General features: G+C 66.2%; 19 protein-coding genes. 6 read left to right on the top strand and 13 right to left on the bottom strand.

The features are described from left to right. Positions 1 to 300: 300 nt before the first annotated feature. Complete coding sequence (locus ACK59X_RS05970; protein WP_409955979.1) at positions 301 to 1,248, bottom strand: AraC family transcriptional regulator N-terminal domain-containing protein; 948 nt, start codon at positions 1,246 to 1,248, stop codon at positions 301 to 303. Positions 1,249 to 1,331: 83 nt separating this feature from the next. On the opposite strand from ACK59X_RS05970, the gene ACK59X_RS05965 reads away from it, so the two are divergent. Both ACK59X_RS05965 and ACK59X_RS05960 read left to right on the top strand, forming a co-directional pair. Next, entirely contained in the window at positions 1,332 to 2,402 is a 1,071-nt protein-coding gene (locus ACK59X_RS05965; protein ID WP_409955978.1) for an aldo/keto reductase, read from the top strand. 212 nt (positions 2,403 to 2,614) lie between these two features. After that, positions 2,615 to 2,959 (top strand): Atu4866 domain-containing protein, encoded by a 345-nt coding sequence (locus tag ACK59X_RS05960; RefSeq protein WP_409955977.1) that lies wholly within the window; start codon positions 2,615 to 2,617, stop codon positions 2,957 to 2,959. A gap of 4 nt (positions 2,960 to 2,963) precedes the next feature. On the opposite strand, the gene ACK59X_RS05955 is transcribed toward ACK59X_RS05960, so the two are convergent. Both ACK59X_RS05955 and ACK59X_RS05950 read right to left on the bottom strand, forming a co-directional pair. After that, the gene (locus ACK59X_RS05955) at positions 2,964 to 3,593 is read right to left on the bottom strand and encodes an intradiol ring-cleavage dioxygenase (RefSeq protein WP_409955976.1); all 630 of its coding nucleotides are present in this window, start codon (positions 3,591 to 3,593) and stop codon (positions 2,964 to 2,966) included. A gap of 41 nt (positions 3,594 to 3,634) precedes the next feature. Further along, the gene (locus ACK59X_RS05950; protein ID WP_409955975.1) at positions 3,635 to 4,504 is read right to left on the bottom strand and encodes a MurR/RpiR family transcriptional regulator; all 870 of its coding nucleotides are present in this window, start codon (positions 4,502 to 4,504) and stop codon (positions 3,635 to 3,637) included. Positions 4,505 to 4,638: 134 nt separating this feature from the next. Here ACK59X_RS05950 and ACK59X_RS05945 point away from each other — a divergent pair, with 134 nt between their 5' ends. Beyond that, positions 4,639 to 5,634, top strand: coding sequence for a Bug family tripartite tricarboxylate transporter substrate binding protein (locus ACK59X_RS05945; RefSeq protein WP_409955974.1), 996 nt, complete (start codon positions 4,639 to 4,641; stop codon positions 5,632 to 5,634). A gap of 7 nt (positions 5,635 to 5,641) precedes the next feature. After that, positions 5,642 to 6,598, top strand: coding sequence for a succinylglutamate desuccinylase/aspartoacylase family protein (locus ACK59X_RS05940; protein ID WP_409955973.1), 957 nt, complete (start codon positions 5,642 to 5,644; stop codon positions 6,596 to 6,598). Position 6,599: 1 nt separating this feature from the next. On the opposite strand, the gene ACK59X_RS05935 is transcribed toward ACK59X_RS05940, so the two are convergent. Beyond that, positions 6,600 to 7,376, bottom strand: a complete 777-nt coding sequence (locus ACK59X_RS05935; protein ID WP_409955972.1) for an AraC family transcriptional regulator — start codon at positions 7,374 to 7,376, stop codon at positions 6,600 to 6,602. A 364-nt stretch (positions 7,377 to 7,740) separates the two neighbouring features. On the opposite strand from ACK59X_RS05935, the gene ACK59X_RS05930 reads away from it, so the two are divergent. Both ACK59X_RS05930 and ACK59X_RS05925 read left to right on the top strand, forming a co-directional pair. Continuing rightward, positions 7,741 to 8,397 carry an MSMEG_1061 family FMN-dependent PPOX-type flavoprotein gene (locus ACK59X_RS05930; protein ID WP_409956018.1) on the top strand — a complete coding sequence of 219 codons (657 nt, stop codon included), beginning with the start codon at positions 7,741 to 7,743 and terminating at the stop codon, positions 8,395 to 8,397. Further along, a complete protein-coding gene (locus ACK59X_RS05925; RefSeq protein ID WP_409955971.1) occupies positions 8,384 to 9,118 on the top strand; it encodes a siderophore-interacting protein in 735 nt (244 codons plus the stop codon). Before ACK59X_RS05930 ends, ACK59X_RS05925 begins: the two co-directional genes overlap by 14 nt. 383 nt (positions 9,119 to 9,501) lie before the next feature. Here the strand turns inward: ACK59X_RS05925 and ACK59X_RS05920 are convergent, their stop codons facing one another. The 9 genes from ACK59X_RS05920 to ACK59X_RS05880 all read right to left on the bottom strand — a co-directional run bounded on the left by ACK59X_RS05920 (position 9,502) and on the right by ACK59X_RS05880 (position 21,550). Continuing rightward, on the bottom strand, positions 9,502 to 10,035 hold the full coding sequence (locus ACK59X_RS05920) for a chemotaxis protein CheW (RefSeq protein WP_409955970.1): 534 nt from the start codon (positions 10,033 to 10,035) through the stop codon (positions 9,502 to 9,504). Positions 10,036 to 10,502: 467 nt separating this feature from the next. Continuing rightward, positions 10,503 to 11,780: an HD-GYP domain-containing protein gene (locus ACK59X_RS05915; protein WP_409955969.1), complete on the bottom strand. Its 1,278-nt coding sequence runs from the start codon at positions 11,778 to 11,780 to the stop codon at positions 10,503 to 10,505. Between the two features lie 45 nt (positions 11,781 to 11,825). After that, the gene (locus ACK59X_RS05910) at positions 11,826 to 13,409 is read right to left on the bottom strand and encodes a chemotaxis protein CheW (protein WP_409955968.1); all 1,584 of its coding nucleotides are present in this window, start codon (positions 13,407 to 13,409) and stop codon (positions 11,826 to 11,828) included. 41 nt (positions 13,410 to 13,450) lie between these two features. Continuing rightward, positions 13,451 to 14,812: a methyl-accepting chemotaxis protein gene (locus ACK59X_RS05905; RefSeq protein ID WP_409955967.1), complete on the bottom strand. Its 1,362-nt coding sequence runs from the start codon at positions 14,810 to 14,812 to the stop codon at positions 13,451 to 13,453. A 114-nt stretch (positions 14,813 to 14,926) separates the two neighbouring features. After that, positions 14,927 to 16,678 (bottom strand): methyl-accepting chemotaxis protein, encoded by a 1,752-nt coding sequence (locus ACK59X_RS05900; protein WP_409955966.1) that lies wholly within the window; start codon positions 16,676 to 16,678, stop codon positions 14,927 to 14,929. Positions 16,679 to 16,763: 85 nt separating this feature from the next. Then, a complete protein-coding gene (locus ACK59X_RS05895) occupies positions 16,764 to 17,267 on the bottom strand; it encodes a chemotaxis protein CheW (protein ID WP_409956017.1) in 504 nt (167 codons plus the stop codon). Positions 17,268 to 17,493: 226 nt separating this feature from the next. Then, a complete protein-coding gene (locus ACK59X_RS05890) occupies positions 17,494 to 19,833 on the bottom strand; it encodes an ATP-binding protein (protein WP_409955965.1) in 2,340 nt (779 codons plus the stop codon). Between the two features lie 202 nt (positions 19,834 to 20,035). Next, a complete protein-coding gene (locus ACK59X_RS05885) occupies positions 20,036 to 20,830 on the bottom strand; it encodes an ABC transporter substrate-binding protein (RefSeq protein WP_409955964.1) in 795 nt (264 codons plus the stop codon). Positions 20,831 to 20,854: 24 nt separating this feature from the next. Then, positions 20,855 to 21,550: an HD-GYP domain-containing protein gene (locus ACK59X_RS05880; protein WP_409956016.1), complete on the bottom strand. Its 696-nt coding sequence runs from the start codon at positions 21,548 to 21,550 to the stop codon at positions 20,855 to 20,857. Positions 21,551 to 21,608 lie beyond the last annotated feature (58 nt).

The following is a 21,608-nucleotide window of genomic DNA, read 5'->3' as shown; positions in this document are numbered from 1 at the left end:
GAACTCCGTCACAGGGTTGCACCGCGACGGGCGCGGAAGGCCGCTTGCCGGCTGCGCCGAGGCGCGGTCGGTTTGTAAGCGCTGGTTACAACCTCATCGTGCGGTGCTTTCGTGACAGCGCCGTGACATACCCGGCCTGCCACCCTGTCAGGGCCGATGGGTGCAGGACAATCCGCAAATTGTCCTGGGTCGAACGCCCGGAACCTGTGGCTCGCCATCAGCCACGCATTGCGGCAGATGGCGCTTTTGCCAACTACCAACCTGCAGCCGCGCAACAGCATCATCGTGTGTTTGGCCGGGCTACAAAACGCCCAGCCGCAGCCGCTGCGCATCCTTGGCCGGCGGCAGGCCGAAGGCGCGCCCATAGTCGCGGCTGAACTGCGAAGGGCTCTCGTAGCCCACGTGAAAGCCTGCGCTGGCGGCATCCATGGCCTCGGCCACCATCATGCGCCGCGCCTCCTGCAGGCGCAGCTGGGTGCGGAACTCCAGAGGGCTCATCGAGGTGACGGCCTTGAAGTGGGCGTGGAAGCTCGATTTGCTCATGCCCGCCACCTCGGCCAGGTCATCAATGCTCCAGGCCTCGGTGTAGCGCCCGCGTATCCAGGCGATGGCGCGGGCGATCTGGTTGAGCCGGCTGTCGGCCTGGGCCAGCTGGCGCACCAAGGCATTGCCCGGCCCGGTGAGCAGGCGGTAGAAGATCTCACGCTGCACCAGGGGCGCAAGTTCGGCAATGTCCTGCGGCGCATCGAGCAGCGACACCAGGCGCACTGCCGCATCGAGCAGCTCGGGCGTGGTCTGGCTCAGCGCAATGCCGCGCGCCGGTGCCCCCGCTTCCTCATTGGGCACGGGGTGGCGCAGGGCCAGCTCGCTCAGGCGCGCCATGTCCAGGTCGAGCACCAGGCACAGGTAGGGGCGCTCGGCGCTGGCCTCGATCACCGAGCCCATCACCGGCAGGTCCACCGACGCGATCAGGTACTGCGCCGCGTCGTAGACATAGCTGGTGGTGCCCAGCACCGCGCGCTTGCGGCCCTGGGCCACCAGGCACAGCGTGGGCTCGTACACCACGGGCATGGGCATGGTGGGGGCCGAGGTGCGGATCAGTCCCACGCCGGGGATGGCGCTGGCGTGGATGCCATCGCTGGCCGTATGGCGGGCCAGAAGGTCGGCAAGGGAGTTGAGCGGCGTCTGCATGCCGGCATTGTCCACCCAGAGCCGCTCGGTGTGCAGGGCGCCTGGAGGATCGTGCAAGAACCGCGGACGAACGTTCTACGCCCTCCTGGGCGGTCGCGGCAACACTCCTTTCCAGCAATTTCGCTTGAAAGGAAAGCCTCATGACCACACCCAACGCACTCAACCACTACCGCCTGCTTGGACGATCGGGCATGCGCGTCTCGCCCATGGCCTTGGGCACCATGACCTTCGGCACCGACTGGGGCTGGGGGGCAGATGGCGACGAGTCGCGCCGCATCTTCGACCTGTATGTGGAGCAGGGCGGTAATTTCATCGACACGTCGGTCAACTACACGGGCGGCGCATCGGAGCGCATCCTGGGCGGCCTCATCAAGGGGCAGCGGGATCGCCTGGTGCTGTCCACCAAGTTCACCATGGCGCGCGACCCGGCGGACCCCAACTCCGGCGGCAACCACCGCATGAACCTGGTGCGCTCGGTAGAGGCCAGCCTGCGCCAGCTCGATACCGACCGCATCGAGCTGCTGTACCTGCACGCCTGGGACTTCACCACCTCGCCGGAGGAAGTGATGCGCGGCCTGGATGACCTGGTGCGTTCGGGCAAGGTGCTGTACGTGGGCATCTGCAACACGCCGGCCTGGCAGATCGCCCGCCTGCAGACCCTGGCCGACCTGCGCGGCTGGGCGCCGCTGGTGGCCCTTCAGATCGAATACAGCCTGGTGGAGCGCACGGTGGAGCACGAGCTGATCCCCATGGCGGCCGCACTGGGCCTGGGCGTGCTGCCATGGTCGCCGCTGGGTGGCGGCCTGCTGGCCGGCAAGTACACGCGCGCCGACCTGGCGCAGCAGGCCGAGGCAGGCGTATCGCCGTCGCGCAAGGGTGTGATCGCCTCGTCGGGCCACATGACCGAGCGCGCGCTGGGCATTGCCGAGGTGGTGCAGGACGTTGCCCGGGAGGTGGGGGCCAGCGCCTCGCAGGTGGCCATCGCCTGGACCCTGGCCAACCCTGCCGTGACGGCCCCGGTGATGGGCGCGCGCACGCTGGAGCAGGCGCGCGACAACATCGGCGCGCTGGGCCTGCGGCTGGCGCCCGAGCAACTGGCGCGGCTGACCGAGGCCAGCGCCATTGCGCCCATCTTCCCCGCGCGTTTCATCGGCATGCCGATGCCGCAGCGGCTGATCTTTGGCGATTCGCTGGTACAGCGGCGCGCCTGAAGTGAAGCATTCCCTGAGCCGCTTCGCGCCTTCACCCCTCTCTCATATTGCTTCGCAATCCGGGAGGGGGACGCCCCCAGCGCAGGCGCTGAATACGCCACCTTCGCGGCGGGGCGGCCCTTGCGCGGGGGCACTGGCTTGGGCGGCGCCAGTTTCATGCGTCGCGCGTGGCGTGCGGCGCAACGAATATCTGATACCCCACAGGAGATTCCATGATGAACAACGTCTTTTCCCACCCCGCCATGGCGCTGGTACTGGCAGGCTCGGTGCTGGCTGCCATGGCGGCAGCCCGGCCTGCGCTGGCCGCAACGCCCACAGACGCCTCAAGGTACCACGGCATGTGGGTGACGGCCGACGGCCATATCCGCCAGGAGCTGCTGCCCAGTGGCCGCTATGACGAAGCGCGTGGCACCCGCCAGAGCGCCTACCAGGGCCGGTATGAGGTGCGGGGCAATCGCATCGACTACTGGGACGACACGGGCTTCACGGCCGACGGCGTGTTCGTGAACCCGGACGAGCTGCACCATGGCGGCATGGTGTTCTACCGCCGCAAGTGAGTGATCAGGCGGCGACCACGATGGGAAAGCGCGCCTGCAGCCCGTCGGACCCGCGCGTGAAGGGCACGGTGAGTGCATCGCGCCCCGCCTCGGGCAGGTTGCGCCACAGGAAATCGCGCGCATTGCCCGCATCGCCCGCCACGTAGAGCTGTGTGGTCAGCAACTCGCGCTGCCCCAGGCGCACCTTGAAGTGCACGTGGGGCGTGCGCCCGCTGTACGGCACGGGGCGGATGGTGCGAAAGCGGTAGCTGCCATCCTGCCCCACGGTCACCCGGCCAAAGCCCTGGAAGGCGGCGTCGGCCTTGCCGCCATCGCCCGGGTGGTGGTAGTGGCCTTTTTCATCGCACTGCCAGATCTCCACCTGGGCGCCGCGCACCGGTTGGCCGGCCAGGTCGGTCACCGTGCCCTCGACCCAGGCGGGCTGGCCGCCCCGGTAGGTCAGCCGGCCGTTGCGCAGCAGGTCATGGTCCGCATCGTCGGGCAGGCGCACGGGGTAGAAGGGGCCCTCGGTCTGCGACGGCGTGGCGATGCGTGCGGCAGCGGGCTGGGCGCGCACGCCCAGCCAGAGCGCGGGGGCGGCGACCAGGGCAGCGGCGACGGTGCGCCGGGGCAGGGTGGGGGTGTGCATCGCCATGGGATGCATGCGGCGTGCGGGGAGTTCCCGCGGGGCAACCTTCAGGCGGCGCCTTCCTTCCAGTGCTTGGCCCACAGGGCTTCTCCCCGCTCCAATGCGGCGCCCAGCTCCTTCTTGCGGCGCTGTGCCACGGCCATCACGAGCGCGTTGGCAACCGACAGCGCGGCCGTGTACGAGTCGAACGGCGAGGCGCTCGAAGTGCGCACCAGCAGCACGTGGTCGGCCGAGGCGACTGCGGGCGCCGTGGGGTCGTCGGTCATCAGCACCACCTTGGCGCCTTGCTCCCGGAAGTATTTGGCAGCGCGGGCGATGGCCAGCGAGTGGCGGCGGAAGGTGGGGGCCAGCAGCACGTCGTGCTCGCCCAGCCAGAGCATCTCGTCTTCGATGAACAAGGGGCTGGTGGCCGCCATCAGGTGCACCCCGGGCAGGCACATGTTCAGGTGCAGCGCCAGGTGGCCGGCAATGGGGGTGCCATGGCGCTGTCCCAGCAGGTGCACGCGCGCCTTGCGCTGCGTGAGCAGGCGCACCGTGGCCTCGAAGGCCGCCACATCCAGCGCGGCAAAGGTGGTGGCCAGGTTGTGTTGGTCGTGCAGCAGCACATTGTCCAGGCAGGAGCGGATGGAGGTGTCGTCGCCGATGACCGCATCGGCCCGCGTGCCCGGCGTGGCGAGCAGGGCCGTCACTTCCGAACGGGCCTCCATCTGCGCCTCGGCGTAGCTCCCATAGCCCAGCTTGGTGAGCAGCCGCACCACGGTGGAGGCACTGGTGCCCACCTGCCGCGCGAGCTGGGTGGCCGATTCGAGCAGGCCCTGCGGGTAGCGCTCCTGCAGCGCGGCCACCAGGCGCTGCTCGCTCTTGGTGAGTTTCTTGCCGTAGCTGGCGATGCGTTGGTTCAGGTTGGTCGTGGCCATGGGTCGATGTGCGTAGATCGGCAGTGGCTGAATTTTTGGAGATATCGTTGCAAAATATTTTTTGAAATGCAAGAATATCTTCAAAAAACTGCCATAAACGGCCTCCCGTCTGCAACCTGTCCACTGGAATTCCCATGACACAGCTGTCCACCGTTCTTCCGTTGAGCCGCCGCACCCTGCTGGGCGCGGGCCTGGCTGCTGCACTGCCGCTGGGCGCGCAGGCGCAGGCCTTCCCGTCCCGCCCGGTCACGCTGGTGGTGCCGTTCCCTGCCGGGGGCTCGGTGGACCTGATCGCGCGCCTCTATGCCGAACCGCTGGCCAAGGCGCTGGGCACCTCGGTGGTGGTCGACAACCGGGCCGGTGCCGGCGGCTCCATCGCCAGCGCCCAGGTGGCGCGCGCCAAGCCTGATGGCTACACGCTGGTCGTGTCCTCGCAAAGCTCGCACCTGGCCAACCCGCTCACGCAGGCGAACGTGGGTTACGACCCGATCAAGGACTTCGCCTCCATCGCCCAACTGGCGCGCACGCCCAATGTGCTGGTGATGAACCCGGCCGTGCCGGCCAGGACGGTCAAGGAGTTCATCGCGCACGTGAAGGCCAACCCCGGCAAACTCAACTACTGCAGCGCCGGGCCAGGCAGCATGGGCCAGCTCAATGTGGAGCTGTTCAAGAGCACCACGCAGATCGACGCCGTGCACGTGCCCTACAAAGGCGGCGGCCCGATGATCACGGCCCTGGTCGCCAATGAGGTGCAGTTTGGCCTGGACAACCTGGGCCCCTTCCTGCCGCAGATCCAGGCTGGCAAGCTGCGCGCACTGGCAGTGGCCGCGCCCACGCGCCTGGCCGTGCTCCCCGATGTGCCGACCCTGGAGGAGCTGGGTTACCCCCTGAGCAATGCCACCTCGTGGATCGGCCTGGCAGCCCCGGCCAAGACGCCACCGGACGTGCAGGCCGCACTGTACAAGGCCGTGCGCGCCGTGGCCGAGCAGCCCGCCATGGTCGAAGCCCTGCAGACCCGCGGCATGCTCGCACCCGAGGCCCTGTCGTCCGCCCAGTTCACCGCGATGATGGGCGAGCGCCTGGCGGTGTATGGCGATCTGGTCAAGCGCCTGGGCATCCGCGGTGAGTAAGCCGCCCGTGTCCCAAGCAGCCGCCTTCGCCCCCGACAACTCGCCCTTGGAGGTGCTGCCGCGCGATCTGTCGGCCTACCGCCAGGGCAACACCGGCATAGCCTACGTGCACCGCTTCGAGTCGGGTCGGCCCGGCCCGCATGTGCTCATCAACGCGCTCACGCACGGCAACGAGATCTGCGGCATGGTGGCGGCCACGCACCTGCTGGACACGGGGGTGCGCCCGAAGATCGGTACGCTCACGGTGAGCTTTGCCAACGTGGAGGCCTACGAAGCCTTCGACATCGAGCGGCCCTACGAGAACCGCCAACTGGTGCACAACCTCAACCGCATCTGGTCGCCCGAAATGCTCGATGGCAGCGAGCACAGCCCCGAGCTGCGCCGCGCCCGCGAGCTGCGCCCGGTGCTGGCCGCGGCCGACAGCATCCTCGACATCCATTCCACGCGCGCACCGGTGCAGCCCTTCTGGGTCTACCCGGAGTTCGCGCGCAATGCCGCGCTCACCCTGGCCGTGGGCAAGCCGCTGGTGCACCTGGTGATGCCACCGGGCGCGGCGCCGGGCACGGGCGTCATGTCCTATGCGCGCCACGGCGACCCGGCCAGCGACAGCCGAGGCGCGGTGGTGGTGGAGTGCGGGCAGCATTTCGCCCGGTCGGCGGCCGACTTGGCCACGGATGTCACCTTGCGCTTCCTGGCGCACCACGGCCTCATTGATGCGATTGCGCCGCAGGCCGATGCGGCGCCCGCGCGGCGCTTTCGGCTGCTGGAGGTGCACCTGGTGCAGACGCCGCGGTTCACCTTCACGCGGCCGGTGATCGGCTTCGAGACCTTTGCCAAGGGCGAACTGATCGCGGTGGACGGGGACAAGGAAATCCGCTCGCCCTGCGACGACTGCACCATCTTCATGCCCACGCGCGACCCGGTGGTGGGGCGCGAGGGCGTCTACCTCACGGTGCAGATCTGAGCTACAGCCGCTGCCGGTACACCGCCGGCGTTTCGCCAAAGGTGCGCCGGAACAGGGTGACGAACGCACTGGCCGTGGCATAGCCCAGGTCCAGCGCAATGGCGTTGACCGGCATGCCTGCGGCCAGCATCTCCAGCGAGCGCATCAGGCGCGCGCGCTGCCGCCAGGCAGTGAAATTGAAGCCCGTTTCCTCCACGAAGCGCCGGCTCAGCGTGCGCGAGCTCAGTGCCGCCCACCGGGCCCAGGCCTCCAGGTCGCGCCCGTCCGCCGGGTCGTCGATCAGGGCCCGTGCAATGCGCAGCAGGCGCGCATCCTTGGGCAGGGGCAGGCCCAGGGGCTCGACCGGGAGGCTGCGGATTTCGTCCAGGATCACGCCGGCCACGCGCGACTGGCTGGCATCCAGCGGGCCCGCCGGCCATTCGGCCGCGCGCAGCACGGCCTCGCGCAGCAGGCCCGAGGTGCGCAGCGTGCAGGGCCTGGCGGGCAGGCCCTGGCAGGCGGCCGGCTCGACGTACACGCTCCAGCCATAGAAGGGCCCATGCGATTGCGCCGCATGCCGGTGGTGCGGCGGCAGCCACACGGCATGGATGGCGGGCACGACCCACAGCGCATCCTCCACCTTCACCGAGATCAGCCCGCGCAGCGAGCCGAACAGCTGGCCGCGCGCGTGCTGGTGCGGCTCGGACATGCGCTCACCGTCCTGTGTGCCGGCGAGCGCAATAACCAGCGGACCGTCGGGCGCGTCGATGGTGGTGAGGTCGAACTGCAGGTCGGACATCGGTGCGAGGGATGCGGTAGGGGCTGGAAATGGCGGATTCGAGCAATCAAATGGCGTATACAGTCTACATCCGCCAATTGAATGCATCTTATTCTTGTTTGCATCGCATCAACCAACAAGGAGCCAGGCCATGCGCGCACAGGACGTTCTTCCAGACCATGTCAACCAAGTGGAGGTGGGTGGCGTCACCGTCCGCAAGGGATCGGTGGGGGCCTTTCTCGCCAATGCTCGGGTACTGCAGGACCCCGGTGCAACCGCCGCGGCCCGCGCGGCGGCCACGGGCGACATCGAGGCCCTGGCGCCGGCGCTGCGCGCGCTGGGGTTGTTTGACGTGCTCGAGATCCGCGACCCGCAGCTGCGCGCCCTGGTCGAGCCGACTGTGCCACAGCCGGTGGCGGCAAACGTCCCCGACCTCGATGCGCTGTACGCGCCGCCGTCCGAGATGATCCAGAAGGCGGTGCTCGATCACCTCATCGGTTGCCACCAACAGTACCTCAAGGCCGCGACCTTCTTCTGCCTGGCCACGGGCAGCGGCCAGGGGCTCGACGCCTCTCCGCGTGGCGGCCCGCCAGGCTTCGTGCACGTGCTCGACGCGCACACCGTGGCCTTTGCCGATTGGCCGGGCAACAACCGCATCGAGTCGCTGCGCAACCTGGAGCGCGATGACCGCGTGGGCATGCTGTTCATCTTTCCGGGGCTGGAGGTGTTCCTGCGCATCAATGGCCATGGCAGGGTGTCCACCGCCCCCGAGCTGCTGGCCGAGCTGGCAGAAGGCGGGCGCACGCCCAAGACCGCCACGGTGGTGGCCATCAGCGAGGTGCTCATGCACTGTGGCAAGGCGGTGAACCGCGCCAAACTCTGGGCCCCGGCATCGCAGGTGGACCGCGCCAGCCTGCCCACGGTCGGGCAGATGCTGGCCGAGCTCACGCGGCTGGGCGGTGCCTCGACGCAGATCGGCGACGAGCAGGTGGTGCAGATCAACGCGCACTACGAGCACGAGGTGCGGCATGCACTCTATTGAGGACCAGCGCAAGCCGGGCCTGCTGGAGCGCACTTTCGTCCGGCTGTTGCTGCGCGGCACGCGGGTGGCCGGTGTTGAACGGGTGTCGGAGCATTTCCGGCTCGTCGAGCTGGAGGGCGAGGCGCTGCAGGGCATGGCCTGGGAGCCTGGGCACAAGCTGCAGGTCAAAGTGGCCGCGCCGTTCACGGCGCGCACCTTTACGCCCATCGTGTTCGACGCGGTGCAGGGCCGCACTCGGTTCCTGGGTTGCGCGCATGGCGCGGGGCCGGGCAGCGACTGGCTGCGGCGTGTGCGGGCCGGCGATGCCTGCCAGGTCTTCGGGCCGTACCGCTCGCTGGCCCTGGGCGATCTCGCCGCGCCGGTGGTGCTGCATGGCGATGAGACCTCCTTCGGCCTGGCCGGGGCGCTGATGGCGGCCCTGGCTGGCAGGGCCGTGCCACGCTGCGTGTTCGAAGTGGAGTCCAGCGCCGAAGCGGCGCTGGCGCTGCAGGCACTGGGTGTGGCGCCGGCGTTGCTGGTGGAGCGGCGTGACGAGACCCGGCGGGTGCAGGCCATTGGCGACCTGTGGTCACGGCGCAGCGGCGATGGTACGCTGTTCTTGCTCACCGGTCGGGCGCAGTCGGTCCAGCAGGCGCGCCAGGCGCTCAGGGCGCGCGGCGTGCCAGCTTCGCGCATCCTGTCAAAAGCCTACTGGGCGCCGGGCAAGACGGCCATGGACTGAATGCTGCCGTGCGCGGGCACAGGTTCTTACAGACATCCCGGACACTTCCTTCGACAGGGCGACGGGGTAGCGCTCAAGTAGCGCTCCTGTTGCTTACCATGCGCGGTGGAAATGCAGCCGCAGATCGCGATGAAGGCCTTCTGGCATTGCCTGGACAAGATAAACGGCCGTTCGGAGTAGCGCGGCCTATCAGTTGCAACTGTTTACCTTCGCCCGGTATCTTCCTGGAACCGGCTCGAAGGTCCAGGCCTGGCTGCAAGCCGACGAACGCCGCAGCAGCAGTTACGCGCAGTGGCAGGCGTGCTGGCATGCGATGGATGCGATCCCGGCCGATGCCATCGCGCATCGGCGCTGGGTGCACCTGAACAATGGCCAGGCCGTGTTCAGGGGGCCGGCCTATCCATGGCCATGCCCGCCGGGGCCTGGGCGGTGAGCAATCGGGGCAGGTCCAGCATCAGCAGGGTGCGTTCCAGCCCCTCCTGCGTGATGGAGGCCAGCCCGGTGACGTGGTGGGTGCTGCCCTGCTCGCCCAGCGAGGGCATCTGCCGGTATTGGGCAGCCTGCAGTGCCACCACGTCCGACACCGAATCCACCACCAGGCCCACCGTCTGGAGGCCATCGGGGTTGATCACGACGGTGACGGTGCTGGCGTCGAAACTCGGCGCCAGCCCGAGGCAGACGCGCAGATCGATGACGGGAATGACCACGCCCCGCAGGTCGATCACGCCCAGCACGTGGGGCGGCGCGCCCGCGATGCGCGTGGGGGGCTCATAGAAACGAATTTCCTGGATGCCCAGGATGCTGACGCCATACGACTCGGTACCCAGGCGAAAGGCCAGGAACTCGCCCGCTTCGTGGGCGGTGGCTGCGGCCCCGGACGCCGTGGTGGGGGCGGTGGAGGCAGGACGGGACGGCATGACACACTCCTTGTGCAACTTTGAAGACGATTGTTAGCGTTGGATCTGATGCCATCAAAGGCGTACGCCTGGGCGTGCGGTGATGGGCGCAAGAGGTTGGGGAGGGGGGCCGCTCGGCCTGCAGGTTGCGCCTGAGTTGCGCGTATGTTCCAGCAGGGAAAGGCGGTTCACGCCATTGGACAGAGGCAATACGCCTCCCATAAGGCCTGGCCGCTTGAATTGGGCAACTGTTTCCACACGCCCATGGGCCTGTTGGCTGAGGCTCGCCCCCACTGCGGCCATCTCTTCGAGCAAAACAGCGTTGTGTCGGGTCGTTAGGTCCATCTGCGTAACCGCCTGGTTGATTTGGTCAACCCCCTCCATACGGTGTTCATCGCTGGCGGTGCTCATTTAGTCCTTGTGTCTGCAATGCGTCGAATGGATTCGACGACTTCGCCCGTGGCTGTTCCCCCATGCATAAGGAAACATCAGTGTTGCCACAGTTCATTGAGGTCCGGAAATTTCCACTTCTCGGGGTCTTCGCGCGCCACGATCTTCTCCGCACAGCCGGGGGCGGCCAGATCCACCATGGCAAGTGGAATGCGCAGATCCGACTTGGTGGAGAAAAACACCTTGACCCTGGGCGAAGTCAGGGTCTGCTGGTTCTGCTCGGTTACTACGCCGATGCGCCCGGACGTCAGGCGCACCAGCGAGCCCACCGGGTATATGCCGATGCTCTTCACGAACGCCTGGAAAAGGCGTGGGTCAAAGTGCCCCTTGGTCCACTCGGCCATGCGGCGCAGCGACTCCGCCGGGTCCCAGCCGCGCTTGTAGGGGCGGTCGGAGGTGATGGCGTCGTACACGTCGCAGATGGCCGTCATGCGCGCGATCAGGGTGATCTGCTCGCCCTTGAGCTGGTCGGGGTAGCCTGAGCCATCCATCTTCTCGTGGTGGTGGCGGCAGGCATCGAGCACCGCATCTTCCACACTGCCGCCCTCCTTGAGCATCAGGTAGCCCTGCACCGGGTGGCTCTGGATCACGGTGAACTCTTCATCCGTGAGCTTGCCTGGCTTGTTGAGCACCCCCAGCGGAATGGCCGCCTTGCCCAGGTCATGCAGCAGCCCGGCCATGCCGGCCACGCGCGTGTGCTCCTCGTTGAGGTTGATCTGCCTGGCCAGTGCCACCATCAAAGCGCACACCGCCACCGAATGCATGTAGGTGTAGTCGTCGGCCGTCTTCAGGCGGGCCAGGCTGATCAGGGCGCCAGGGTTGCGCGTGACGGAGTCCGAGATCTCTTCGACCAGGCTGCGGGCGTTCTCGGCATTCACGGCCTTGCCCATGCGTGCTTCGCTGAACATGGTGACAACTGCCTGCTTGGACTCGATGCAGATGGTGGCTGCCGCCTGCAGTTCGCTGTGCATGCTGGCGGCATCCCGGCCACGTGCGCGACGTGGAGCAGGGGGAGGCGAGGGCGGAGAGGGGGGATCCACCTGCAGGGGCGGCAGCTTCTCCAGCATGCCGAAATCGGTCTCCACCTGGATGTCTGCCTCCTCGCGCGAGACGGAGTGCACACCGGCCGCCACGTCCAGGCCCGTGGAGGTGTCGATCCAGACCTCCTCGATGGAGGCCGACTTGATGCGCTCCAGGTCCTTGGGGTCCTTCAGAACAAACTTGGCGCGCCAGAACGGATGGTCCATCCAGGAACCGCAGAAGTCGTGCACGTACATGCCCAAGGTAAGGTGCTGGATGCTGATGCGCTTGAGCATGAACTGGGTTCCTGTAGTAGCTGCCCTTGGGCCGCGATCAAGTGTTCACGATGGCAGAAGGCCCTGTTCAGCCTGGCGGGCCTTCTCTTGGCTCGCTGTCGATGCAGCGGCCCGGGATGCATGGTTCGCACGGGGCATCTGTCGATCTTGCGCATGCCGTGCGCGGTCCTGGAATACCAGTGACTGTTGCCCGATGTCCACGATTTCGAAGCTTTCCTGCCTGCCGGCTATCGGGGCCGTAAGCACCTGGAGGGTACGGCCCTGGTTCATTTGCAGCGAGACCAGTGTGCCCACGAAAGCGGGTACCAGATCGATCACAGCCTCCACCACCAAGGCGGTCAACTGGTTGCCTTCTTTAACGATGAGCATACGTGCCTCGGCGCCTGCGGCGCTGGGCACGCCCTCCGTTGCGAGGCGCAGGTCCAGCAGAGGCACCAGCGTGCCGCGCCACTGGAAATGGGTTGTACGGGGCAGGTCTGCGGCCCCTGTGGCGGCGTCGTCCATCACAACCTCCTGGATGCCCTTCAGAGGTGTCGCCATGGTGCGCCCTGCCTTGAAGACCAGGTGGGCCTCCGTCGAGACGGGTGTTCCATCGCGAGAGCGTCCCTCCAGGCTTTGGGCCATGCTGGCGTTGCCAGGCGCTGGCGTCCCGCGCTGCGCGTCGCCACCGATGGCACCCACAGGCATGGCGCTGAACAGTGCGGCGACACTGAGCAACTGTATGGGGCGCCCTGCGGGGTCGCCGGGATCGGGAGCCACGCCGGCTCCCAGCGGTAAGCCGGCAGGCTGCAGCCGGCGCGAATCGAACCTCTGCACGGCCACAAAATGGTCGACCAGTATCCCCAGCGCTTCGTTGTCCGTGCGCACCAACAGCAGCCAGGGCTCGGGCGGGCTGTCGGGAGCAGGTTGCTGCAGCCCCAACGCCTGGTGCATGCGAACCACGGGGACCTGGCGTGCGCCCCAGGCGAACACGCCCAGCAGACCCGTCGCCATGTTCGGCAGCTTTTGCATGGCTGGGGCCGGCATCAAAGTGCCCACGGACTGAACCGGCACGGCAAGGCGCAATCCACCGAGTTCGACCACGACATGGGTCTCCGTATGGGTGGGGCGCCCGTCAACAATGCTGCCCTCGGTGAAGGGCGGGCTGTCGGATGCTGCAGAGCCACCCAGCGCCTGGCGGATGGCTGGCTGCTCCTGAACCCAGACCTGGGTCTGCTGCAAAAGATGCTCCGTATCCAGCAGGGGAAAGGGCTGCTCGAACCCCGGTACCTGCAGGACGCTGTGGAACAGCTCTTGTCCGGCGTTTTCATGGTGCACGCGTTGCACTGCGCCGGGTTCGACCAGGGCGATGCCCACCGTGCGTTCAATGGCGATGCCCGTCACCCGCCCCGACTTGTGCAGCAGCAGCACCTGGGCGGGCACTGCGCCGTCGCCTGGCGGCTGCAGGCTGCCCCAGCAGGCCAGATCGACCACGGGCACCACCTGCCCCCGGTGTTCGAAGACCCCCAGCAGCGTGCGCTCGCTGCGCGGCAGATGCGCTGCCGACTCGGCGAGCTGCAGCGCCTGACCTACCTCGTTGGCCGACACTGCCAGGGTAATGCCCGCCGCGCGGACCATGGCGTAGCGCATGGCCGAATGTGGCGAGGAAGAAGATGCGGCAGACACTTTTTTCAACTCCGATCTGCAGCGCCATGCAACTCGGACAGCAGTTGCGCAGCACTGTGCGTCGCCTGCGCCTGTTGCGCCGATGCCTTGTGGATATCTGTCATGGCAGCGCAGGAATTGCCTACGGCACGTGTGATGCGTGCAAACACCTCTTCGACCTGCTCCGAGAGCCGACTGCCCTCTTCGATGCGCAGCAGGGTTTCGGTCATCAACTGGCTGATGCCCTTGGTCGCAGCGGACGACTTTTCTGCCAGCTTGCGAACCTCGTCGGCCACGACCGAAAAGCCCAGCCCGTGCTCGGCGGCACGGGCAGCTTCGATGGCGGCATTGAAGGCCAGCAAATTCGTCTGGCTGGCGATGTCGCGGATGCTGTCCACAATATCGTTGACACTGCGCGACGCATTCTGGATCTGCCTTGTCGCTTCGCGCGAGCGCTCCAGCAGGGCCGCCCCGCCAGACGCCTCCTCCTGGGCCGAGAGCGCAAGCGCAAGCGATTGCTGGGAACTGCTGGTGATGCCTTCGGTGGAATCGGAGAGTTGCCCCAGCATGGCAGATATCCTCGGGACCTTGTCGCGGATGGTTTGCTCCCGGTGGACCTGTTCGGTCACGTCCATGGCGAACTTGACCACCTTGTACGGTTTGCCATGTGCGTCCATGATGGCGTTGTAGGTGGCCTGTATCCAGACCTCTGCGCCATGCTTGCCCAGCCGCCTGTAGCGTCCGCTCTGGAACTTGCCCAGCGACAGATCGGCCCAGAAGTTGCGGTATTTAGCAGACTTCACCAGTTCGGGCGTACAGAACATGCTGTGGTGCTGGCCCTTGATTTCCGGCAGGGTGTAGCCCAGTGCGCGCAGGAAGTTGGGGTTGGCGTCGATGACCGTGCCCTGCATGTCGAACTCGATGACCGCCTGCGAGCGCGACAGGGCATCGAGCTTGCCGTCGGATTCGATGTGGTGCAGCTTCTCGGCCGTGATGTCCGTGGCGAACTTGACCACGCTTTCCGGCCTGCCGTCGGCGGCGAGCACAGGGGTGTATGAGGCCTGTATCCAGACGTCCCTTCCGTGCCTGTCCAGGCGCCGGTACTCGCCCGCATAGACATCGCCTCTGCCCAGCCGGTCCCAGAAGAGGGAGTACTCGCGCGACTTGGCAAACTCCGGCGTACAGAACATGCGATGGTGCTGGCCCTGCACCTCGTGCAGCGAATAGCCGAAGGTCTGCAGGAAATTGTCATTGGCATGCAGAACCCGGCCATCGAGCGAAAACTCGACGACCGCCTGCACGCGGTTGATGGTGTCGTAAAGGGCCTGTGTGCGCGGGCCCGGGTCTGGCAGCCGCAAGTCGGACGCAACGGTGGATGGCGAGTTCATGGGGAAAGCTCCGGGAAGGTGCTGGCATCAAACGGCAAGGAACGGAATTCAGGCTGCTCACCCCACGCCTCGGCCACCGCCACATCACAATGGCGACGGCCAGGCTGCAGTGGGTCAGAAGCTCTCCCACTCGTCGCTCGCGCCAGCTGTGCTGGTCGCCAAGGCTGGGCTGGCCTTCGGTGGCAGAGGGCCCGGCAGCGGCTTGGCTTGGCTGGCAGTCAAGCGGCCATTGGCCTTGGGCAGTGCGGTGCGCTGGGCCAACGGGGCGCGGGGGGCGGGCGTGGACGCGCGCGGCGCAGGGGCCGGTGTGATGCGGGGGCTTGCGCTGGCGTTCAGCTTGAACACCGCCACTGCGTTGACCAACTCGCCGGCCTGGCTGTTCAGGCTGCTTGCGGCCGCCGCCATCTCTTCCACCAGCGCCGCGTTCTGCTGCGTGGCCTGGTCCATCTGCGTGACCGCTTCTCCCACCTGGCCCACGCCGGCTGCCTGCTCGCTGCTGGCGGCGCTGATCTCGCCCATGATGTCGGTCACGCGCCGGATCGAGGCCACCACCTCGGTCATCGTGGTGCCGGCCTTGTCCACCAGCAGGGTGCCTTGCTCCACCCGCTCCACGCTGGCGGTGATCAGGCTCTTGATCTCTTTGGCGGCGTCGGCACTGCGGCCGGCCAGGCTGCGCACTTCGCTGGCCACCACGGCAAAGCCGCGGCCCTGCTCGCCCGCCCGGGCGGCTTCCACCGCCGCATTCAGGGCCAGGATATTGGTCTGGAAGGCGATGCCATCGATCACCGAGATGATGTCGGCGATCTTGCTGCTGCTGGCGTTGATCTCCTTCATCGTCTCCACCACTTCGCTGACCACCTGGCCACCCTGCACCGCCACCGTGGAAGCGCTCACGGCCAGTTGATTGGCTTGACGCGCGTTGTCGGCATTCTGGCGCACGGTGGAGCCCAGTTCCTCCATGGAAGCTGCCGTCTCTTCCAGCGCCGATGCCTGCTGCTCCGTGCGGCTGGACAGGTCGCTGTTGCCGGATGCAATCTCGGAGCTGGCCGAGGCCACGCCTTCCGCGCTCTGCCGCACGGTGCTGACCGTGCTCACCAAGCTTTGCTGCATGCGCTGCAGTGCGCTGAGCAGCTGGCCGGTCTCGTCCTGCGACTGCACGACGATGTTGCCACTGAGGTCGCCTTGGGCGATGCGGTCAGCTACGTCAACCGCCTGCTCCAGCGGCCGGGTGATGGAACGGATCAGCCACAGCGCTGCCAGTGATGCGAGGACCACCGCTGCAACTGCTACTGCCGTCAACACGACTCGCGCCGTTGCCTCGGTTTTCTTGGCATTTTCGGCTTCTTGTCGCGCGCCCTTGCTGTTGAGCTCCACCAGCTTGGCCAGGCCTGCTGAGGTTTTGTTGAAAAGCTGCAAGGATTCTCCGCCCAACAAGGTCGAAGCCTGTTCCTTGTCGTTCTTGCGCGAGGATTCGAAAATCTTCGCCGTAAGCTCCACGTACTTCTTGCGGTCTGCCAGGAATTCGTCGTACAGCTTTTGCTCTTCGGGGGAACTGATGAGGGCTTCGTACGATTTCTTCAGCTTTTCCAGCTCTGCCTGCAGCTCGGCCAGGGACTTGTCGTGTGCAGCGGTGGCGTGTGCGTCCGTGGCCATCACGTGGCGCAATTCAAACAAGCGCGCCTTGGCAATGTCGCCTTCGATCTGATTGATAAATTCCACGCTGGGCAGCCAGTTTTCGGTGATCTCTCGGGTCTGGGTGCCCATGGCCGCCAGTTGCGACCAGGCGGCGATGACGACGGCCAGCAATACGGCCACCAGGGCTGCGAAGGTGCCCGCGAGGCGGGTGGAGATTTTCAGGTTGTTCATGGCAATGGAGTTCTGGGTGGGGGGCCGGGCTTTGGCTGGGCGAGGCACGGCTTCTGTGATCGCTTGGAGTGGGGGGCGCGCCGTGTCAGGCGGCCACCGCTGCCGATTCGACCAGCCCGATTTCCTGGCGGCTGAGCAGTGCTGCGATGTCCATCAGGATCAGCATGCGGTCGTCCACGTTGGCGATGCCCTGCACGAACGATGGGTCCACCGCACCGCTGGTTTCGAACTGGGGTGCGGGTTTGATGAGGTCGGGCGTGAGCTGCACCACATCGGCCACGGAGTCCACCACTGCGCCGATCACGCTGGAGCCGATGTCCAGGATGATGACCACGGTGAATTCGTTGTAGGCCACCTCGGAGCACTGCAGTTTCATGCGCAGGTCCAGGATCGGCACGATGCGCCCGCGCAGGTTGATCACTCCCTTGATGAAGTCGGGCGAATGCGCCATGCGCGTGGGCTGCTCATAGGAGCGGATTTCCTGCACGCGCAGGATGTCGATGCCGTATTGCTCTGCGCCCAGGCGAAAGGCGAGGTACTCGCCGGGCAGGATGGGGTCGTCCGAAACGACGGTGGAGGAAGAGCGCATGGGGGTCAGGCTGGTAGACATGGAAGCTGTACAAATTGCGACAATGATCAAATTTTAATGATATAAATGATTTTTGCAAGCGAATTTTTACAAGATCGAGCAGTGCACAGTGAAATTTCTATTTGTGCAGATTCGGCGTCGGCCAGCGGCTTTCAGCCGGCAGGAGGCGAGCCAGGGCCATGCGCTTCTGGGTATGGCCCACTGCTTTTGTGCCTCAGGAGGGCTGCTACAGCTCTGCGGGAACGGTTTCGGTGGCGCCGCGCGCCGGCAGGATGATGTGGAACACCGAGCCGCCCTGTCTCACGTTTTCGGCATAGATCTGCCCGCCGAGGGCCTCCACAATCTTCTTGCAGATGGCCAGGCCCAGGCCCGTGCCGCCCGAGCCGTCCTTGGTTTTGCTGGACTGCTTGAAGGCTTCGAAGATGGCACCGAGCTCGTCTTCCGGGATGCCTGGGCCATGGTCGCGCACGGCCAGCCGGATCTGGCCCCGGCTGTCCACCCTGCCCAGCAGGGTGATGGGCGATGCTTCCGGCGAGAATCGGATGGCATTGGCCACCACATTGCGGATGACCTGCTGAAAGCGCACGGGATCCACCTTGGCGATGAGGGGCAGGTCGCCCAGTTTCACGTCCAGGTGCAGTTTGCGCTGGTGCAGCAGGGGTTCCAGTTCGTGTAATACGGGGTGTATGACGCCCCGCAGATCGATGCGCTCCAGGTGGAAGGTGCCCACCGTGCTCTCCAGCTTGGCCACGTCCAGCAGGTCGTTGACCAAGGTGAGCATGCGTTCGCCCGAGCGGTGGATGTCCTCGAACATGCCCGCCAACCGCGCGTGGTCCTTGCCACGCAGCATGCCCAGTTCCGAGAAGCCCATGATGGACTGCAGGGGCGTGCGCAACTCATGGCTCATGTTGGCCACGAACTCGGATTTTGCGCGGGACGCCTCCTCGGACGCCTGGTGGGCCTCGCGGGTCAGCCGCTCGGCTTCGCGGAAGTCGCTCACATCCATCAGCGTGCACAGAATGCCTGTGGGCAGCCCTGCTGCATCGGTCACCAGGGCTTTCGTGACCCGGGTGTCGCGCCAGGTCCGGCCCCCGTGGAGCACCCGCGTCTCGAATGTCACCTGGCCACCCTGGTGCAGTAGTTGCTCATCGGCCACCCGGTGGCTGGCCGTTTCCTCGGAGGGTAGGAAGTCGCTCAGGCGCAGGCCAATGACCTGCGTGCGCTCGCGGCCCTTGTAGTCTTCCCAGGCACGGTTGCCCAGCACCAGCCGTCCGTGCAGGTCGGTCATGGAGATGGGCAGGGGGTTCATCTCCAGCACCTGGCTGCGAAATTCCAGCTCGCTGTGCAGGCTCTGCTGCGCGACCCAGCGCTCGGTCACGTCGACGGCACTGCCGGCAAAGCCCGCCAGGGTGCCATCTTCCAGCAGCGGCACCACCGCGAGATCGAAATGCAGCTGGCGGCCGTCGCCCAGGCGGATCACAGCAGGGCAGGTGCGCACGCCCCCGGTTTCACCCTGCGCAAAGAGCCGCTCCACGGCGTTCTTGGATTCGGGTTCCACCAGTTCCTTGAGCGGTCGGCCGATGGCCGCTGATTCGCTGCCCCCGATGAGCGAGGCCAAGCGCGCATTGACAAAGGTGATGCGCCCGGCCGTGTTGGTGCGAAAGATCACCTCCTGCACGCTGCGCATCAACACCGCCAGCTCGCGCTCGCTGTGGGCAATGCGCACCTGGGCCTGGCGAGAGGTGTAGTTGGCCGCCTCCCGCGCGCGCATGCTGCGCCAGGCCACCAGGGTGAGCAGCAGTACCGCCGCTCCCGCCGCGTAGCTGAGCCAGAAGAGCCCCCTTGACTCGGCCCACCAGCGTTCGATGGCCATGTCCACAGGGTCCTCGACAAGAATGACCAGTGGCTGGGTTCGGGATACGCGGAAGGCGACTATCTGCCTGCTGCCGCCAAGCCCCGCCCCCTGGTAGCTGCCATGCTCGCGCTGGGGCAGGTGGTGGGTGAACACGGGCAGGTCGCCGGCCTGGGTGCCCTGGCGGGCCGATTGCAGGGACGTTGCCAGCACCTGGCCTGTGTACGAGGTGATCGTGGAGTTGAAGCCGGCCTGGCCCATCGCCAGGTGCTGCTGGTTGGCCAGCGCGTCGGGGTTGATCAGCCCCACCAGGAACAGGTCCTGGCCATCGGGTGTGACGAATTTGCGTACCAGGGGGATGAAGCCCAGGCCCGGGGGAGTGGCGCTGCGGGATGCATCGGTGCGCAGGCTGCCCACGCCGCGGCCGGCGGTCCAAGCGCCCAGAAGGGTCTTTCCCTTTGGGGGGAGTTGCCCCAGTTTGCGCAGATCGATGGCAATTCCTGACTCCTGGGGCGAACTGCTGGCAATTACCAGTCCCGTGGCATCCACGACCAGGATGGAGCGCAGGAATGGAGCCCCTTCCAGCGCCTCCCGCAGAAAGGATTCGGTTCGCGGCAGATCGGCCCCTGGGGCGTGCAGCGCGTTGGCATCGCTCAGCGTCGTCAGGACCAGGATGCCGCTTTCGACCGTGCGGGTCGTTTGGTCCTCCAGCATGCGCGCCAGGAGTTCAGCGCTCTGCGTATCCAAAGCGATGGCCTGGCTTCTGTCCTTGTGTAGCATCCATCCCGTGGCTGCGAGTGCCGCCGTTGCCAGGAGCACGCCGCCGAGCAATGCGGCATTGCTGCCTTTGCGGCTGAGCGTTACCAGGCCCCGCCTGGGCAGGGCACGGGGCCTGCGGGCAAACAGCGGCACCATGTCAGCGCACGACGATTTCTGTCAGTCCGTGTCTGGCGGCTGCGGCATCGAGCCGGCCGTCGCGCTTGATGCGTGCCACGAAGTCATTCATGGTCTTGAGCCAGGCATCGTCGCCCGGTTTGACCGCGTAGGCGTAGGGTAGAACGAAGACCGGCTTGGGCGGCGACACCAGGCGTGCCCAGTCGGCGTTGTCGAGCAGGCGCCGGCTGTACGGAAAGTCGGTCATGAACACGTCCACCCTTCCCGCTTCCAGTTCGTGCTCGCGTGTGGCGGGGGGGCTTATCCTGACCAGCTTGGCATGCTTGAGGCGCTCTCCCATCACGGGCTCCATGAAGGTGCCCGCCTGCACAGCCACCAGCACGCCGGGCTGGTCGATGTCTGCCCATTGTTTGATAACGGCATTGCTCCTGGTGGTGATGCCGTAGATGTCGCTGTTCAGATAGGGCTGGGTGAACTTGAGGTGGGCCATGCGCTGGGGCAGCATGCCGATGGCGAACATGCCCACGTCGCAACGCTGCGCCACCAGGTCGTCGATGAGGGTGGCGAAGGACGACTCGACATATTCCACCCTGGCCTTGAGGTCCTTGCCCAGTTCGGTAGACAGGTCGATGTCGATCCCGCCGAGTTGTTGGGTTCGGGGGTTGCGAAAGCTGATCCCGTAGTAGTCGGGCCAGATGCAGACGCGAACCGCATGCTGGGCTGATACCCTTTCCTGCACAGGGCCGGCCAGCGCGGGCTTCCAGAGTAAAAAGAGGGCGATAGCGCTGCCACAGAGAATTCGAACAAGGGTTTGCATGCTGGTGTCCCGGGTGTAGGGCATTCAATGCCCATCGATCAAGTCGGCGAAGCCTGGGCGCTCCTGGGTGATCTTCTGCCTCAGGGCGTCCAGTTGATCAAAGTGCTGGACGAAAGTGTGCACGATCACGGGGTCGAATGCCGTACCGCTCTGTTCAACGAGCATCCGCAGGGCTGTCGCCGGGCTCATGGCCGGCCGATAGACCCGGTCCATGGTCAATGCGTCGTAAAAATCCACGATGGCTGTGATTCGGCCCGACAACGGAATATCTTCACCTGCCAGCCTGCGGGGGTAGCCCGTGCCGTCAAAGCGTTCATGGTGCGTCAGTGCAACTTCGGCCGCCATGCGAAAGACGGGAACGCTCGATTTGCCGATGATCTCGGCGCCAATCTGGGGATGGCGCTGGATGATTTCTCGCTCTTCCTGCGTGAGGGGGCCGGCCTTCTTGAGCACATGGTCGGGTGTGCCGATCTTTCCAATGTCGTGCATGGGCGCAGCCCTTCGCAGCAGGCTTGCAAAGGCCGGTGTCGAGCCGAGAAGCAGCGCCAACTTCTGGGCGAGATAGCCTATGCGCACGATGTGGACAGAGGTGTCATCGTCGCGGGCTTCAGCGGCCATGCATAGCTGCAGCAAGGCTTCGTTGTGCGCGCGGGTCAGGTCGTCCATAGCCTTGGTGCGTTCGCGGAAGACATGCCCAAAATCTGCGATGAAGCGCAGCATCTGTTGTGCGGGGCCGACGACGTGGAGTGAGTCCGAGCTGGCCTGGGTCCCGACACTG

The sequence above is a fragment of the Acidovorax sp. genome, assembly GCF_046339755.1.
Lineage (GTDB): Bacteria > Pseudomonadota > Gammaproteobacteria > Burkholderiales > Burkholderiaceae_C > Acidovorax.
Note: the sequence above shows the minus strand (reverse complement) of the source record. Positions and strands in the feature narration are given on the sequence as shown.